Source organism: Halomonas alkalicola (assembly GCF_030704205.1).
In the GTDB taxonomy this organism is placed as follows: Bacteria; Pseudomonadota; Gammaproteobacteria; order Pseudomonadales; family Halomonadaceae; genus Halomonas; species Halomonas alkalicola.
Genome location: NZ_CP131913.1, coordinates 1,587,764 through 1,601,133 on the forward strand (window position 1 = coordinate 1,587,764; position 13,370 = coordinate 1,601,133).

Genomic DNA, 13,370 nt, shown 5'->3' on the forward strand with positions numbered 1-13,370 from the left:
AAAGTGGACCCTTTCGGTACTATTTTGCATTGCAGCGGCTCCGCCGGGGCCGCTGCCCTAGCCCATCGACCACGCCGCCCGAGGCCTGGCACCATGTCGAGCACCGAACACAGCCCCGCCCTTCATAAGGCCCGCGACGCCCGCCGCGTCACCCTGCTGGCCATCTGGGTCGATGCCATCATCGGCCTGGTCAAGCTGGTGACCGGGCTGATCGTCGGCTCCGCGGCCCTGGTGGCCGACGGCATCCACTCCTTCTCCGACCTGGTCACCGACGGCTTCGTGCTGGCGGCCACCCACTACGGCAGCCAGGATCCGGACCACGACCACCCCTACGGCCACGGTCGCATCGAGACCCTGGCCACCCTCTTCCTGGGCAGCGTGCTGATCTTCGTGGCCGGCGCCATCGCCTGGTCGAGCATTGAGCGCCTGGTGGCCGGCGCCGAGATCCCGCCGCCGGGCCTCTGGGCGATGCTGATCGCGCTGCTGGCGCTGCTGGCCAAGGAGGCGCTCTTCCGCCTCACCATGCGGGTGGCGCGCCGCCTGCGCTCGAAGCTGCTGGAGGCCAACGCCTGGCACTCGCGCTCCGACGTGCTCTCCACCGGCGTGGTGCTGGTGGGCCTGGTGGGCACCCAGCTGGGCCACGGCTGGCTCGACACCATCGCCGCCGTGATCGTCGGCCTGCTGGTGGGCAAGGTGGGCTGGGACCTGCTGTGGGAGTCGGGCCGCGAGCTGGTGGACACCGCCCTGCCGGTTCCCCAGCAGGAGGCGATGCGCGAGGTGGCGCTCTCCGTGCCCGGGGTGACGGGGGTCCACGACCTGCGCACCCGCCAGTCGGCCGGGCACACCATGCTGGACCTCCACGTGGTGGTCTCGCCGCGCATCAGCGTCTCCGAGGGCCACGAGATCGGCAACGAGGTGAGCCGCCGCCTGCGCCAGGCGTTTCCGGCGCTCACCGACCTGACCTTCCACATCGACCCCGAGGACGACGCCGGCGAGGGCGACCCCAGCCGCCTGCCGGGCCTGCCGCTGCGCCCTGCGGTGGAGGCGGCGCTGACCGAGCGCTGGGCCGGGCTTCCCGAGTGGCCCTGGATCCTCGACCTGGAGCTGCACTACCTGGAGGGAGCGGTGACCGTGGTGGCCTGCCTCGACGAGCACTCGCCGCTGGAGAGTGCCGCGACGGCCCGGCGGCTGGCGCGCGCCGCCGACGACCTCGAGTGGTTCGCCCAGGTGGAGATCCGCCGCCTGGCCGCCCTCCCCTCGCCGACCCGCTGAGCCCAGGCCCCATGGGTGACATCGCCGCCCCGGGCGGCGACAATGGCCGCCCCTTTCTCCACGACCCTGGCGGCGACCTGACCGGCATGAGCGACCCCTTGCGGATACTCCATCGCGACGAGCACCTGGTGGCCGTGCACAAGCCCTCGGGGCTGCTGGTGCACCGCACCGCCCTGGCTCGCGGCGAGCGCGAGTTCCTGCTGCAGCGGCTGCGCGACCAGCTCGGCCAGCGGGTCTACCCGGTACATCGGCTCGACCGCCCCACCTCCGGGGTGATGGTGCTGGCGCTCTCTCCAGGCGTCGCCACCCGGCTCACCGAGGCCTTCACCGAGCGCCGGGTGGCCAAGCGCTACCTGGCGGTGGTGCGTGGCATCGGCCCCGAGGCCGAGCGGCTCGAATACCCGCTGCGCGAGGAGGACGGCAGCCGTCCCAAGGCCGAGATGCCCGCCCTGGAGGCGGTGACCGATATCCGCCGCCTGGACAGCGTGGAGCTGCCGGTGCAGGTGGACCGCTACCCGAGCAGCCGCTATTCGCTGATGGAGGCGCGCCCGCTGACCGGGCGCCGTCACCAGATCCGCCGCCACCTGTCGCAGCGGGGCTATCCGATCATCGGCGACGCCAAGCACGGCAAGGGCAACCACAACCGCTTCTTCGCCGAGCACCTCGACGCCCCGCGCCTGCTGCTGGCCGCCACCGAGCTTTCCTTCGTGCACCCGGTCACCGGGCAGCCGCTGCGCCTGACCTGCGCCCTGGATGCCACCATGAGCGCGCTCTTCCGGCGCTTCGGCTGGGCCGGCCACCTGCCGGTGGACGCCGTGGACGCTACCCGCACGCCCCTCCAACCCGCCACCATCGACTGACCCATACCTGCCATGACCGACCTGCCCTTCTCCTCCCCCGCCGTTGTTCCCCAGGAGAGCGTCGATACCGACGACCACGACCTGCGCTTCGGGGGGATCCGCCGCCTCTACGGCAGCCGCGCCGTCGAGCGCTTCCGCAGCGCCCACGTGGTGGTGGTGGGCGTCGGCGGCGTGGGCAGCTGGACAGTGGAGGCGCTGGCCCGCTCCGGCATCGGCAAGCTGACCCTGATCGACCTGGACGACGTCTGCGTCTCCAACGTCAATCGCCAGCTCCACGCCCTGGACGGCACCGTGGGCCGCCCCAAGGTGGAGGTGCTGGCCGAGCGCTGCCGGGCCATCCAGCCCGGCATCGAGGTGGTGGAGGAGATCGCCTTCGTCACCCCCACCAACCTCGCCGAGCGGATCCCCGAGGACGCCGACCACCTGGTGGACGCCATCGACAGCGTGGTGCCCAAGGCAGCGCTGATCAACTGGTGCAAGCGGCGCAAGCTGCCAATCACCGTGACCGGCGCCGCCGGGGGGCAGACCGACCCCACCCGCATCCGGGTGGCGGACCTGGCCCGCACCGAGCACGACCCACTGCTGGCCAAGGTGCGCGCGCGCCTGCGGCGCGACTTCGGTTTCTCGCGTAACCCGAAGCGACGCTTCTCGGTGGAGTGCGTCTACTCTGATGAACAGCTGGTCTACCCGAGCGCCGACGGCGAGGTGTGCCTGCAGAAGCCGGGCAGCGGCGAGTCGACGCGGCTCGACTGCGCCTCGGGCTTCGGCGCCGCCACCTTTGTCACCGGCAGCTTCGGCTTCGTGGCCGCCTCCCGAGTGCTCGCCCGCCTGGCCCGCAGCGCCCAGGCCTCTCCCTGACCCACCCCCTCCAGGAGTCTTCGCCATGTCACGCCCGCTTCCCGTCCCCGGCATCTATGCCCACTACAAGGGCAACCGCTACGAGGTTCTGGGCCTTGCCCATCACAGCGAGACCGAGGAGCCCCTGGTGGTCTATCGCGCCCTCTACGGCGACTACGGCCTCTGGGTGAGGCCCCTGGCGATGTTCACCGAAACGGTGGAGGTCCAGGGCGAACCGGTGCCGCGCTTCGAGCTCGAAAAGGCGTTCTGAGGCCGACTACCTCTGCCCGCGGTGGGCCCACGCCGTCATCCGTTTTTCGAGCAGCGCAAAGAGCTCGTACATCACCATGGCCATGGCGCTGATCACGATCAGCCCGGCAAAGACCAGCGACATGCGCATCTGGGAGCCGGCGCTCATCATCAGGTAGCCGATGCCCTGGTTAGAGGCCACCGTCTCCGACACCACGGTGCCCACGAAGGCGAGCGTGATGGCGATCTTCAGCGAGGCGAAGAAGTAGGGCAGCGAGCGCGGCAGCCCCACCTTGAGCAGCACGTCCAGGCGCCGCGCCCCCAGCACCCGCAGCACGTCCTCCATCTCCGGCTCCAGGGTGGCGAGCCCGGTGGCCACATTGACCACGATGGGGAAGAAGCAGATCAGGAAGGCGGTGAGGATCGCCGGCACCGAGCCGATGCCGAACCACACCACCAGGATCGGCACGAAGGCCACCTTGGGAATGGCGTTGAAGCCCACCAGCAGTGGGTAGCAGGCGTGGTAGAGGAAGCGCGAGGAGCCGATGATGAAGCCCAGCAGCAGGCCCACCGCCACCCCCAGGCCGAAGCCCGCCATGGTAGTCCAGAAGGTCTGCCAGGAGTGCACCCCGATGGGGCCGGCGAAGGTGACCAGGGCCTGAGCGGTGGCCGAGGCGCTGGGGAAGATGAAGGGCGGCACGTTGAAGAGCCTGACCGTGGCTTCCCAGATCAGGATCAGCGCCAGCACGGCGATCCAGGGGGCCAGGCGTTCGAGCAGCCGATTGTGCTTGGACATGGGGACTCCTCAGCTGCCGCGGATCGTGCCGATCCGCGCGCGCAGTTCCTGCACCAGGCCGGTGAAGGCGGGTTCGAAGGTCATTTCCAGCGATCGCGGGCGCGGGAAGTCGATCTGGCGCCGCTCCAGGATGCGCCCGGGACGGCGGCTCATGACGTAGACGGTGTCGGCCAGGAAGGCCGCCTCGCGCAGGTCGTGGGTGACCAGCACCACCGTGAAGCGCTGCGCCTCCCAGAGGTCGCGCAGCACGCACCAGAGCTCCTCCCGGGTGAAGGCGTCCAGCGCCCCGAAGGGCTCGTCGAGCATCAGCAGCCGCGGTCGATGGATCAGGGCGCGGCAGATGGAGGCGCGCTGCTGCATCCCGCCGGAGAGCTGCCAGGGGTACTGCTCCTCGTAGCCCTCGAGCCCCACGGTGCGCAAAAGCTCCCGGGCCCAGCCCTCGAACTCGGCCCGGCGCTTGCGGAACTGGGCGCGGTAGGGCTTGACGATCTCCAGGGGCAGCAGCACGTTGTCCAGGGTGGTGCGCCAGGGCAGCAGGTTGGCGCTCTGGAAGGCCATGCCGCAGATCTTCAGCGGCCCGCCCACCGGCTGGCCATCGACCCGCACGCTCCCCGCGGTGGGGGCGTGCAGGCCGGTGCAGAGCTTCATGAAGGTGGACTTGCCGCAGCCCGAGGGGCCCACGAAGGCGACGAACTCCCCCTCCTCGATGGTCAGCGACACCTCCTCGATGGCGTTGCCCGTCTCGTCATAGGCCAGGCTGACCTGGTCGAAGGCCACGAAGGGGGCCGCCCCGGCGCGCGTAGCGCCCTCCGGGGTCAGGGTGGCGGGTGCCGTCATGCTCAGTCTCCCTGCGCCGGGAAGATCATCCGCGCCTCCTCCGCGGGGAGGTAGCGGGAGGTGAAGACCCGCTCCGTCGCCGGCACCTCGGGCAGGTCGTAGGCGTCGGCCACCAGCTGGATAGCGTTGGCCAGACGCGCCTCGTCCACCGCGCCGGCCCCGTGGGCGCGGGCATCCGGGGTGTCGATCACGCTCTCGATGGCGAGCTTGAGGCGGCGCGTCTCCAGCTCCACGTCGATCAGACCGTCCCGGGCCAGCACGTAGTCGATGGCCCCCTCGGGGTCGGCCAGGGTCTCGGCCAGGGCCCGGTTGAAGGCGCGCAGGAAGCCCTCCACCGCCTCAGGGTTGGCCTCGGCGAAGGCCTCGCTTGCAATGATGGCGTTGCCGTAGAGCGGCACCCCATACTCCGGGAAGGGCAGGATGGTCAGCTCCTCCTCGCCCATGCCGCGCCCTTCAAGGTTGAGCAGGCTGGTGAAGTAGAAGCCGGTGATGGCGTCCACGTCGCCGCGCACCAGCAGGGTCTCGCGCAGGGTCGGGTCGACGTTCTGCCACTCGACGCCGTCGGCGTCGAGGTCATTGGCGGCGGCGAAGATTCCCCAGGCGCGGTAGCCGGTGTCGAAGGCGGGCGCGGCCAGCGACTTGCCGACCAGGTCGGCGGGGGACTCGATGCCGCGATCCTTGCGGGCGAAGACCGCCGCCGGGGAGCCGTCATAGACCACGTAGACCCCCTGAATGCCGGGGCCGTCGGGGTTCTCGGCCAGGAACTCCACCAGGGCGTTGAGATCGCCGAAGCCCATCTCGTAGGCCCCGGAGGCGACCCGGTTGATGGCGCCGGCGGAACCGCTGCCGGAGTCGACCTGGACGTCGAGCCCCTCCTCGGCGAAGTAGCCGCGCTCCACGGCCATCAGGAAGGGGGCCGAGGGGCCCTCGAAGCGCCAGTCGAGCTGGAAGCGGATGCGGGTCTCGTCGGCCAGGGTGGCACTGGAGAGGGTGGCGCCGGCCAGCAGCAGGCCCATCATGCCGAGCGGCAGCCCGGCCCTGGAGAGGAGGTGACGACTCATGAAGTTGCCCTCGCGCGGATCGTGTTGTGGTCCACCGACCTGAAGGGTGGTGGCATTGTTCTTCTTTGCTTTGCAGGAAGCCTGCCAGGTTGACGGCCTGACCTGTCGGTCAAGGCAGGCGCGCCATGGCAGGGCATCCCCGCCGCCGGCACCAGCACCATGACGGCGCACTGCCCCACGCCACGGCGGGGGCTATGCACCAGCGTAGAACATCGCGTCGCTCAGGAGGGGGGCTGCCCAAAAACGCCACCGGCGCCACGAGGGCGCCGGTGAGGGGAAGCAGACAGAAGGAGGGAAGGCGAGTTACTCCTCGCCGGCCATCTGCATCTGCTTGAGCATGTAGTTCTCGATGCCGACCTTGTCGATCAGGCCGAGCTCGGTCTCGATATGGTCGATGTGATCTTCCTCGTCGGCGAGGATGTCACGGAAGAGGTCGCGGCTGACGTAGTCCTTGACCTGCTCGCAGTAGGTGATCGCCTCGATGTAGTCGGCGCGCCCCTCGTGCTCGATCTTGAGGTCGCACTCCAGCATCTCACGGACGTTCTGGCCGATATTGAGCTTGCCGAGGTCCTGCAGGTTGGGGATACCCTCGAGGAAGAGGATGCGCTCGATCAGCTTGTCGGCGTGCTGCATCTCCTCGATGGACTCGTCGTACTCCCACTTGGCCAGCTTCTGCAGGCCCCAATCCTTGTACATCTTGGCATGCAGGAAGTACTGGTTGATCGCCACCAGCTCGTTGCCCAGCGCCTTGTTGAGATGCTCGATGACCTTGCTGTCGCCTTTCATGGATTCACCTTGTGGCTGTCGTCAGGGAAATGTGACTGCAGCTTGGCATGCCAGGGGCGACATTGCCAGGCGCTGCTTGCCAGTCTAGCGAATTCTGGCGAAAAACCAATGAAATCAAGAGGATGATAACGAAAGCGAGAATGATCTCGATTCCGTCAGACAGCGTAGGCAAGGTCCTCGGCACCCACCATCAGCTCGGCCTTCACCGCCTCGCGGGTGATGACCTTGCCCTGGCAGGCGCACTTGCCGCACTGGGTGCCGCAGCCCGTCTCGCGCTGGACGTCGCGCCAGCTGCGGGCGCCGTCCTCGACGGTCTGGCGGATCTGGTGGTCGGAGACCCCCTTGCAGAGACATACGTACATCGACATCACCTCGCTGACGACTGCGGAGGTAAATGTAAATGATTCGCATAGCCCCCTGCAAGCGGGAATCGACAAATGTCTGATCCGGATCAACCCCGCGCGGCTCGCCCCCTACTTCGCCGGCTTGGGCAGTGCCACCACCCGGGTGCCCGAGGCGATATCGGACCAGCTGCGCCGCTCGGCATCGAACAGGATCCACAGGTAGCCGAGGCCGAAGGCGGCGATCGAGAGGCAGGCCACCACGAAGCGCACCGCCGCCTGGGCCAGGGTGATGGAGCGGCCGTCAGGGGTCTGCACCCGCAGCCGCCAGGCCTGCATGCCGAGCGTCACGCCGCCGCGGGTCCAGAAGAAGGCGAAGAAGGCAAAGGCCGAGAGCAGCAGCAGCAGCTGCAGCGACAGCACCCAGAACGGCCCGTCCCCCACCCGCTCGGCAGAGATCCCCAGCAGCTGGCGTCCGATCGTCAGGTGCAGGCCGGCCACCAGGATCCAGATGGCGGCCACCAGGAAGCTGTCGTAGACCATGGCGCCCAGCCGGCGGGCGAACCCCGCCGGCCAGACATCGTCGAGATTGCCGAAACGTCGTTGCATGGAAGTTCCTTGCTCAGGCGGTGCGCCGCAGGAGGTAGAGCCCCACGGCGGCACAGATCAGGGTGGGCGCCAGCACGGCCCAGGCGGGCGAGAAGCCGAACACCATGGAGGCCGGCGCCAACAGGTCCTGCAGGTATTTGAAGACCAGGCCGGTGACCACCCCATAGAAGACCCGGGGCCCCGCCGCCACGGTGCGCAGCGGGCCGAACACGAAGGAGGCGGCCACCAGCACCAGGGAGCCCATGGTCAAGGGCATCAGCATTTTCTGCCAGAAGTGCAGCAGCGGCTGGGTGGCCGCCTGCCCCTGGGCCTGCAGGTAGCGGGCATAGGCCCAGAGCTCGCTGGGCGCCTGGCTGTTGATGGGGCGCAGCAGGCGGTTGAGCTGCTCCGGCGTGAGGCTGGTCTCCCAGGGCAGGGTCTCGTGCTGCTGCGCCTCGGTGTACTCGTCATGGAAGCGGGTGATCTCCACCTCCTCCAGCCGCCAGCTGCCGTCGCGCCAGGCGGCGCGCTCGGCGCTGGCGGCCTCCACCAGGCGCTCCCCCTCGAAGCGGTAGCGGGTCAGGTCGAGCACGGTGTCATCGGCGCGGATGGCGCCGAAGCGGTAGAAGCTGTCACCCTCGCGCTGCCAGCCGCCGCGCTCGGTGACCACGGCGCCGGCCCCCTGGATGCGCTCCAGGCGCCAGGCATTGGCGAACTGCTCGGTGCGCGGCGCCACGTACTCGGCGACCAGCAGCACGGCAACGATCACCAGGATGATCGGCTTCATCGCCCCCCACAGGATGCGGGTCAGCGAGCGCCCGGCGGCGCGCATCACGGTGAGCTCATTGCTCGAGGCCATGCTGCCCAGCCCGATCAGCGCGCCGATCAGCACCCCCACCGGCGCATACTGGTAGAAGCGCCAGGGCAGGCGCATCCCCAGGTAGAGCAGCACCTGGAAGGCGCCATAGTCGCCCTCCACGTCGTCCAGGTCGTTGATGTAGGTGATCACGAGGTCGAGGCCCAGCAGCACCACCTGCACCACGATGATGGCCCCCAGCACGTTGCGCGCCAGGTAGCGGTCGAAGCGATCGGCAATCATCCGCTCATCCCCTTGCGTTGGGCGCGCATCATCATCACCAGGCCCAGGGCCAGGAAGGCGCCGTGGATCGGCCACATGCCCACCACGGCCGGCAGGGCGCCGCGGCCGATGGCATCCAGCGCCGCCAGCAGCAGGCTCAGGTAGGCCACGTGCAGGAAGATCGCCGGCAGCAGCTTGGCGAAGCGCCCCTGGCGCGGATTGACCCGGGAGAGCGGCATCGCCAGCAGGGTCAGGATGAAGACCATCAGCGGCAGCCCCAGGCGCCACTGCAGCTGGGCCTGGGCGCGGGTCGAGTCGTCGCCGAACAGCGCCGCGGTGGTGGCGTACTCGGGGGCGTCGAGCTCGCGCATGCCGTCGGCCTGGGAGAGGCGCACCGCGTAGGTGTCGAACTCGAGACGTTCCGCCTCGAAGCGCCCCGGATCGACGCTGTAGCGCTCGCCATCGGCCAGCACCAGGAAGCGGCTGCCGGTCTCGGGATCGAGGGTCTGGTAGCCCCCCTCCGCGCGAGTCACCGCCGTCTCCGGGGTGCCGTCCCGGCGCCGCTGGCGCTCGCTGATGAAGACGCCGCGCATCTCGCTGCCGTCGGCGCTGAGGCCCTCCATGTAGGCGGTGCGGCCGCTGCCGAACTCCTGGAAGCGCCCCGGCGCCAGGGCCGAGAAGTCGATGCGGCTGCGCTGCTCCTCGAGCATCACGGCGTTGTGCAGGGCGCCGGGCGGGGTCAGCCACAGGCTGCACAGCCCCACCAGGATCGCCACCAGGGTGGCCGGCACCAGGCTCACCTTGAGCAGCTTGTTGGGGCTGGTGCCACAGGCCACCAGCACGGTGATCTCGCTGTTGAGGTAGAGCTGGCCGTAGGCGAGCAGGATGCCCAGAAAGAAGGCCAGCGGCAGGATCAGCTCGAGGAAGCCCGGCAGGTGGAACAGCATCAGGGTGCCGAGGATGCTCGCCGGGATGCCCCCCTCGGCGGCGTCGGCGAAGTAGCGGATGAAGCGACTGCCCATGATCACCAGCAGCAGCACGCCGGCGACGGCGGCCATGGTCAGCAGGATCTCGCGGGTCAGATAACGGAAGATGATCATGCGGCGTCTGCCATGCAATGGGGCCATGCCTTGGGTACACTGGGACGGCACGGCGACGTGCCGGCATTATCCAGAATCCCCCAGCAGTTGTAACCCTAGCGCTTGCAACCCCCGACGCCTGCAACCAACACGCTTGTCTGTGGAGACGCCATGGAATTTCCTGTCAAGACGGGTAACCCCGCCAAGGTCGAGACCGCCTGCCTCGTCATCCCGGTGTATCAGGAGGGCGAGCTCCTGCCCGCCGCCGCACGCCTCGACGACGCCAGCGAGAAGCTGATCGGCCAGCTCATCGAGCGCGGCGACTTCGACGCCAAGCTGGGCCGTGTGCAGATGATCCCCTTCGCCCCGGGCCTGTGTGCCGAGCGCCTGCTGCTGGTGGGCCTGGGCAAGCGCGACAAGTGCCAGGAGGCCGCCTTCCGCAAGGCCCTGGACGCCGCCTTCACGGCGCTGGCCGAGCTGCCGGTGGACGACTGCGCCGTGGCCTTCACCGACGTGCCCCTGGCCGAGCGCGGCGCCGACTGGAAGGCGCGCATGGTGGCCGAGGCGACCCATCGCGCCCTCTATCGCTTCGATGAGTTCAAGTCGGAGAAGGCGCCCACCTCGCGCCTCGCCCAGGTGACCCTGCTGGTCAGCGAGGATGGCGAGGCCGGCGCCGCCCGCGAGGGCGCGCGCATCGGTGACGCCGTGGGCCAGGGCGTGAGCTTCACCCGTACCCTGGGCAATCTGCCGGGCAACGTCTGCACCCCGAGCACCCCGAGCTACCTGGCCGAGCAGGCCGAGGCGCTGGGCAAGGCCTCCGGCGGCGCGCTTGCCGTGGAGATCCTCGACGAGGAGGCCCTGGAGGCGCTGGGCGCCCACAGCCTGCTCTCCGTGGGCCGCGGCAGCGAGCAGCCCTCGCGGCTGATCGTGATGAAGTACCAGGGCGCCGAGAATCCCGAGGAGGCCCCTCACGTGCTGGTGGGCAAGGGCATCACCTTCGACACCGGCGGCATCTCGCTCAAGCCCGGCGAGGCCATGGACGAGATGAAGTTCGACATGTGCGGCGCAGCCAGCGTCTTCGGCACCGTCAAGGCCGTCCTCGGCATCCGCCCGAAGGTTAACCTGGTGGCCATCGTCGCCGCCGCCGAGAACATGCCCGACGGCCGCGCCACCAAGCCCGGCGACATCATCAAGACCCTGAAGGGCCTCTCCGTGGAGGTGCTCAACACCGACGCCGAGGGCCGCCTGGTGCTGTGCGACGCCCTCACCTACGCCGAGCGCTTCGAGCCGGCCAGCGTCGTCGACATCGCCACCCTCACCGGCGCCTGCATCATCGCCCTCGGCCACCACGCCACCGGCCTGCTCTCCAACGATGACGACCTGGCCCTCGACCTGCTCGACGCCGGCGAGGCGGCCTGGGACCGCGCCTGGCACCTGCCGCTGTGGGACGAGTACCAGGAGCAGCTCGACTCCAACTTCGCCGACCTGGCCAACATCGGCGGCCGCCCGGCGGGCACCATCACCGCCGCCTGCTTCCTCTCGCGCTTCGCCGACAAGTTCCCCTGGGCGCACCTGGACATCGCCGGCACCGCCTGGACCTCCGGCAAGCAGAAGGGCGCCAGCGGCCGTCCCGTGGGCCTGCTGACCCAGTACCTGCTGGATCGCGAAAGCGAAGCCATCGTGGAAACCTGAGTGGAAACCAAGGTGGAATAGCGGCGCGGGCTTGCGTTTTTTCCGCGTCGCCTTTCTCATGTGGGACTGACGATAAATCCACGACCCGGGCCGGCTCTCGCCGGCCCGAGCTTCCAGTATCACCCCGGGGCTGGCACGCCCCGGGCGTAGCGGAGACCCCTTGCCGTGTCGACTGCCAGCTTCGAACTGCTTCCCAACGCCACCCCCACCGCCGACACCATCCGGGCAGGGATCCTCGAGAACCCCGGCTTCGGTGGCTACTTCACCGACCACATGGCCCACGTCCGCTGGACCCTGGATGCCGGCTGGCACGGCCGCGAGGTACGCCCCTACGGGCCGCTGACCCTGGACCCCGCCGCCGCCGTGCTGCACTACGGCCAGGAGATCTTCGAGGGCATCAAGGCCTACCGCCACGCCGACGGCTCGGTGTGGACCTTCCGCCCGGAGAAGAACGCCGAGCGCTTCCGCCGCAGCGCCCGTCGCCTGGCCCTACCGGAGCTCTCCGACGAGGACTTCATCGGCTCGCTCAAGGCGCTGCTGGCCCAGGACCACGGCTGGGTGCCGACGCCGAAGAGCGAGGCCGACGAGTGCAGCCTCTACCTGCGCCCCTTCATGATCGCCAGCGAAAGCTTCCTCGGCGTGCGCCCGGCCCATGAGGTGGACTACTACGTGATCGCCTCGCCGGCCGCCGCCTACTTCAAGGGCGGCGTCGAGCCGGTCTCCATCTGGCTCTCCAGCCACTACAAGCGCGCCCCCCCCGGCGGCACCGGCTTCGCCAAGTGCGGCGGCAACTACGCCGCCTCCCTGGCTGCCCAGAAGGAGGCCAGCACCCACGGCTGCAGCCAGGTGGCCTTCCTGGATGCCGTCGAGAACAAGTGGATCGAGGAGCTGGGCGGCATGAACCTGTTCTTCGTCTTCAAGGACGGCCGCATCGCCACCCCGCGCCTGACCGACACCATCCTCGAGGGCGTGACCCGCGACTCGGTGCTGACCCTGGCCCGCGACGAGGGCCTCACCCCCGAGGAGCGCCCGATCAGCATCGATGAGTGGCGCGAGGCGGCCGCCTCCGGCGAGCTGACCGAGGTGTTCGCCTGGGGTACCGCGGCGGTCATCACCCCGGTGGGCGAGCTGGTCACCGAGGAGGGCACCATCCGGCTGAAGGCCGACAGTGGAAACCCTATCGCCAAGCGCCTGCGCAGCAAGCTGCTCGACCTGCAGTACGGCCGCGCCGAGGATACCCACGGCTGGCTGACGCGGCTGGTGTAAGGAGTGACCCAGGTCGATTTCTACGTCCTCCCCGATACCACCCTGGAGGCGCGTCTCGACTTCGCCTGCCGGCTGGCCGAGACCATCCAGCGCAAGGGCTATCGGCTGCACCTGCACGCCGAGGACGAGGCCATGGCCCGGGAGCTCGACGACCGGCTCTGGACCTTCCGCCCCGACGCCTACGTACCCCACGCCCTGCTGGACACGCAGGCGGCGGCCGAGCTGGATGAGCGGGTGCCGGTGACCATCGGCTGGGCCACCCCGCCCTCCCCCGACCTGGCCGTCCAGGCGCTGCTCAACCTCGCCCCGGACATTCCGGAGTGGTTCTCCCGCTTCGAACGGGTCGCCGAGATCATCAACCAGCACCAGGATGTGCTCACCGCCAAGCGCGAGTGCTGGCAGACCTACAAGAAGCGCGGCTACCCCGTGAAGGCCCACCAGCTGCGCGGAGGGTAGTGGCTCCACCCACGCCTGGAGAGGGGCGCCGGGGACAGGTCGTCGGGGAGGTCCTATGCCAGGGATGGCATCGGTAGCGCCCAGGGAGGGGTTCACAGCGCCTCCCCAGAGACCTGTCGCCGGGTCAGCCCCTCACGATATGCCCCGGCCAGTCCGGCTGACGCCGCGTGCC

Annotated in this window: 15 protein-coding genes; 7 read left to right on the forward strand and 8 right to left on the reverse strand. The window is 69.4% G+C overall.

Annotated features, from left to right (window positions below):
- The first annotated feature begins 93 nt into the window (after positions 1 to 93).
- The 4 genes from B6N23_RS07540 (at position 94) to B6N23_RS07555 (ending at position 3,240) form a co-directional block, all read left to right on the forward strand.
- Positions 94 to 1,272: a cation diffusion facilitator family transporter gene (locus tag B6N23_RS07540; protein ID WP_305503368.1), complete on the forward strand. Its 1,179-nt coding sequence runs from the start codon at positions 94 to 96 to the stop codon at positions 1,270 to 1,272.
- Positions 1,273 to 1,358: 86 nt separating this feature from the next.
- The gene (locus B6N23_RS07545) at positions 1,359 to 2,132 is read left to right on the forward strand and encodes a pseudouridine synthase (RefSeq protein ID WP_302143010.1); all 774 of its coding nucleotides are present in this window, start codon (positions 1,359 to 1,361) and stop codon (positions 2,130 to 2,132) included.
- 12 nt (positions 2,133 to 2,144) lie between these two features.
- A complete protein-coding gene (tcdA, locus tag B6N23_RS07550) occupies positions 2,145 to 2,990 on the forward strand; it encodes a tRNA cyclic N6-threonylcarbamoyladenosine(37) synthase TcdA (RefSeq protein WP_305503370.1) in 846 nt (281 codons plus the stop codon).
- A 25-nt stretch (positions 2,991 to 3,015) separates the two neighbouring features.
- A complete protein-coding gene (locus B6N23_RS07555; protein WP_305503372.1) occupies positions 3,016 to 3,240 on the forward strand; it encodes a DUF1653 domain-containing protein in 225 nt (74 codons plus the stop codon).
- A 6-nt stretch (positions 3,241 to 3,246) separates the two neighbouring features.
- Here the strand turns inward: B6N23_RS07555 and B6N23_RS07560 are convergent, their stop codons facing one another.
- The 8 genes from B6N23_RS07560 to lptF form a co-directional block, all read right to left on the reverse strand.
- Positions 3,247 to 4,014 carry an ABC transporter permease gene (locus B6N23_RS07560; protein WP_110070184.1) on the reverse strand — a complete coding sequence of 256 codons (768 nt, stop codon included), beginning with the start codon at positions 4,012 to 4,014 and terminating at the stop codon, positions 3,247 to 3,249.
- A 9-nt stretch (positions 4,015 to 4,023) separates the two neighbouring features.
- Positions 4,024 to 4,851: an ABC transporter ATP-binding protein gene (locus B6N23_RS07565; protein WP_110070185.1), complete on the reverse strand. Its 828-nt coding sequence runs from the start codon at positions 4,849 to 4,851 to the stop codon at positions 4,024 to 4,026.
- 2 nt (positions 4,852 to 4,853) lie between these two features.
- Positions 4,854 to 5,912, reverse strand: a complete 1,059-nt coding sequence (locus B6N23_RS07570) for an ABC transporter substrate-binding protein (RefSeq protein ID WP_110070186.1) — start codon at positions 5,910 to 5,912, stop codon at positions 4,854 to 4,856.
- 303 nt (positions 5,913 to 6,215) lie between these two features.
- Positions 6,216 to 6,698 carry a bacterioferritin gene (gene bfr, locus B6N23_RS07575; RefSeq protein ID WP_110070187.1) on the reverse strand — a complete coding sequence of 161 codons (483 nt, stop codon included), beginning with the start codon at positions 6,696 to 6,698 and terminating at the stop codon, positions 6,216 to 6,218.
- A 155-nt stretch (positions 6,699 to 6,853) separates the two neighbouring features.
- Positions 6,854 to 7,060: a (2Fe-2S)-binding protein gene (locus B6N23_RS07580; protein ID WP_110070188.1), complete on the reverse strand. Its 207-nt coding sequence runs from the start codon at positions 7,058 to 7,060 to the stop codon at positions 6,854 to 6,856.
- Between the two features lie 111 nt (positions 7,061 to 7,171).
- Positions 7,172 to 7,648, reverse strand: a complete 477-nt coding sequence (locus B6N23_RS07585; protein WP_305503378.1) for an RDD family protein — start codon at positions 7,646 to 7,648, stop codon at positions 7,172 to 7,174.
- 13 nt (positions 7,649 to 7,661) lie between these two features.
- Complete coding sequence (gene lptG / locus B6N23_RS07590) at positions 7,662 to 8,726, reverse strand: LPS export ABC transporter permease LptG (RefSeq protein WP_305503380.1); 1,065 nt, start codon at positions 8,724 to 8,726, stop codon at positions 7,662 to 7,664.
- Entirely contained in the window at positions 8,723 to 9,805 is a 1,083-nt protein-coding gene (gene lptF, locus B6N23_RS07595; protein WP_305503383.1) for an LPS export ABC transporter permease LptF, read from the reverse strand. The genes lptG and lptF overlap by 4 nt, the downstream gene beginning before the upstream one ends.
- Before the next feature lie 150 nt (positions 9,806 to 9,955).
- Here lptF and B6N23_RS07600 point away from each other — a divergent pair, with 150 nt between their 5' ends.
- The 3 genes from B6N23_RS07600 (at position 9,956) to B6N23_RS07610 (ending at position 13,198) form a co-directional block, all read left to right on the forward strand.
- Positions 9,956 to 11,476, forward strand: a complete 1,521-nt coding sequence (locus B6N23_RS07600) for a leucyl aminopeptidase (protein ID WP_305503386.1) — start codon at positions 9,956 to 9,958, stop codon at positions 11,474 to 11,476.
- Between the two features lie 165 nt (positions 11,477 to 11,641).
- The gene (locus B6N23_RS07605; protein ID WP_305503388.1) at positions 11,642 to 12,742 is read left to right on the forward strand and encodes a branched-chain amino acid aminotransferase; all 1,101 of its coding nucleotides are present in this window, start codon (positions 11,642 to 11,644) and stop codon (positions 12,740 to 12,742) included.
- Positions 12,743 to 12,745: 3 nt separating this feature from the next.
- Complete coding sequence (locus tag B6N23_RS07610) at positions 12,746 to 13,198, forward strand: DNA polymerase III subunit chi (protein ID WP_305503391.1); 453 nt, start codon at positions 12,746 to 12,748, stop codon at positions 13,196 to 13,198.
- The last annotated feature ends 172 nt before the right edge of the window (positions 13,199 to 13,370 follow it).

Excerpts from the sequence above, each read along its gene's own strand:
- B6N23_RS07540 (WP_305503368.1), top strand. The coding sequence starts at position 94 with ATGTCGAGCACCGAACACAGCCCCGCCCTTCATAAGGCCCGCGACGCC.
- B6N23_RS07545 (WP_302143010.1), top strand. The coding sequence starts at position 1,359 with ATGAGCGACCCCTTGCGGATACTCCATCGCGACGAGCACCTGGTGGCC.
- tcdA (WP_305503370.1), top strand. The coding sequence starts at position 2,145 with ATGACCGACCTGCCCTTCTCCTCCCCCGCCGTTGTTCCCCAGGAGAGC.
- B6N23_RS07555 (WP_305503372.1), top strand. The coding sequence starts at position 3,016 with ATGTCACGCCCGCTTCCCGTCCCCGGCATCTATGCCCACTACAAGGGC.
- B6N23_RS07560 (WP_110070184.1), bottom strand. The coding sequence starts at position 4,014 with ATGTCCAAGCACAATCGGCTGCTCGAACGCCTGGCCCCCTGGATCGCC.
- B6N23_RS07565 (WP_110070185.1), bottom strand. The coding sequence starts at position 4,851 with ATGACGGCACCCGCCACCCTGACCCCGGAGGGCGCTACGCGCGCCGGG.
- B6N23_RS07570 (WP_110070186.1), bottom strand. The coding sequence starts at position 5,912 with ATGAGTCGTCACCTCCTCTCCAGGGCCGGGCTGCCGCTCGGCATGATG.
- bfr (WP_110070187.1), bottom strand. The coding sequence starts at position 6,698 with ATGAAAGGCGACAGCAAGGTCATCGAGCATCTCAACAAGGCGCTGGGC.
- B6N23_RS07580 (WP_110070188.1), bottom strand. The coding sequence starts at position 7,060 with ATGTACGTATGTCTCTGCAAGGGGGTCTCCGACCACCAGATCCGCCAG.
- B6N23_RS07585 (WP_305503378.1), bottom strand. The coding sequence starts at position 7,648 with ATGCAACGACGTTTCGGCAATCTCGACGATGTCTGGCCGGCGGGGTTC.
- lptG (WP_305503380.1), bottom strand. The coding sequence starts at position 8,726 with ATGATTGCCGATCGCTTCGACCGCTACCTGGCGCGCAACGTGCTGGGG.
- lptF (WP_305503383.1), bottom strand. The coding sequence starts at position 9,805 with ATGATCATCTTCCGTTATCTGACCCGCGAGATCCTGCTGACCATGGCC.
- B6N23_RS07600 (WP_305503386.1), top strand. The coding sequence starts at position 9,956 with ATGGAATTTCCTGTCAAGACGGGTAACCCCGCCAAGGTCGAGACCGCC.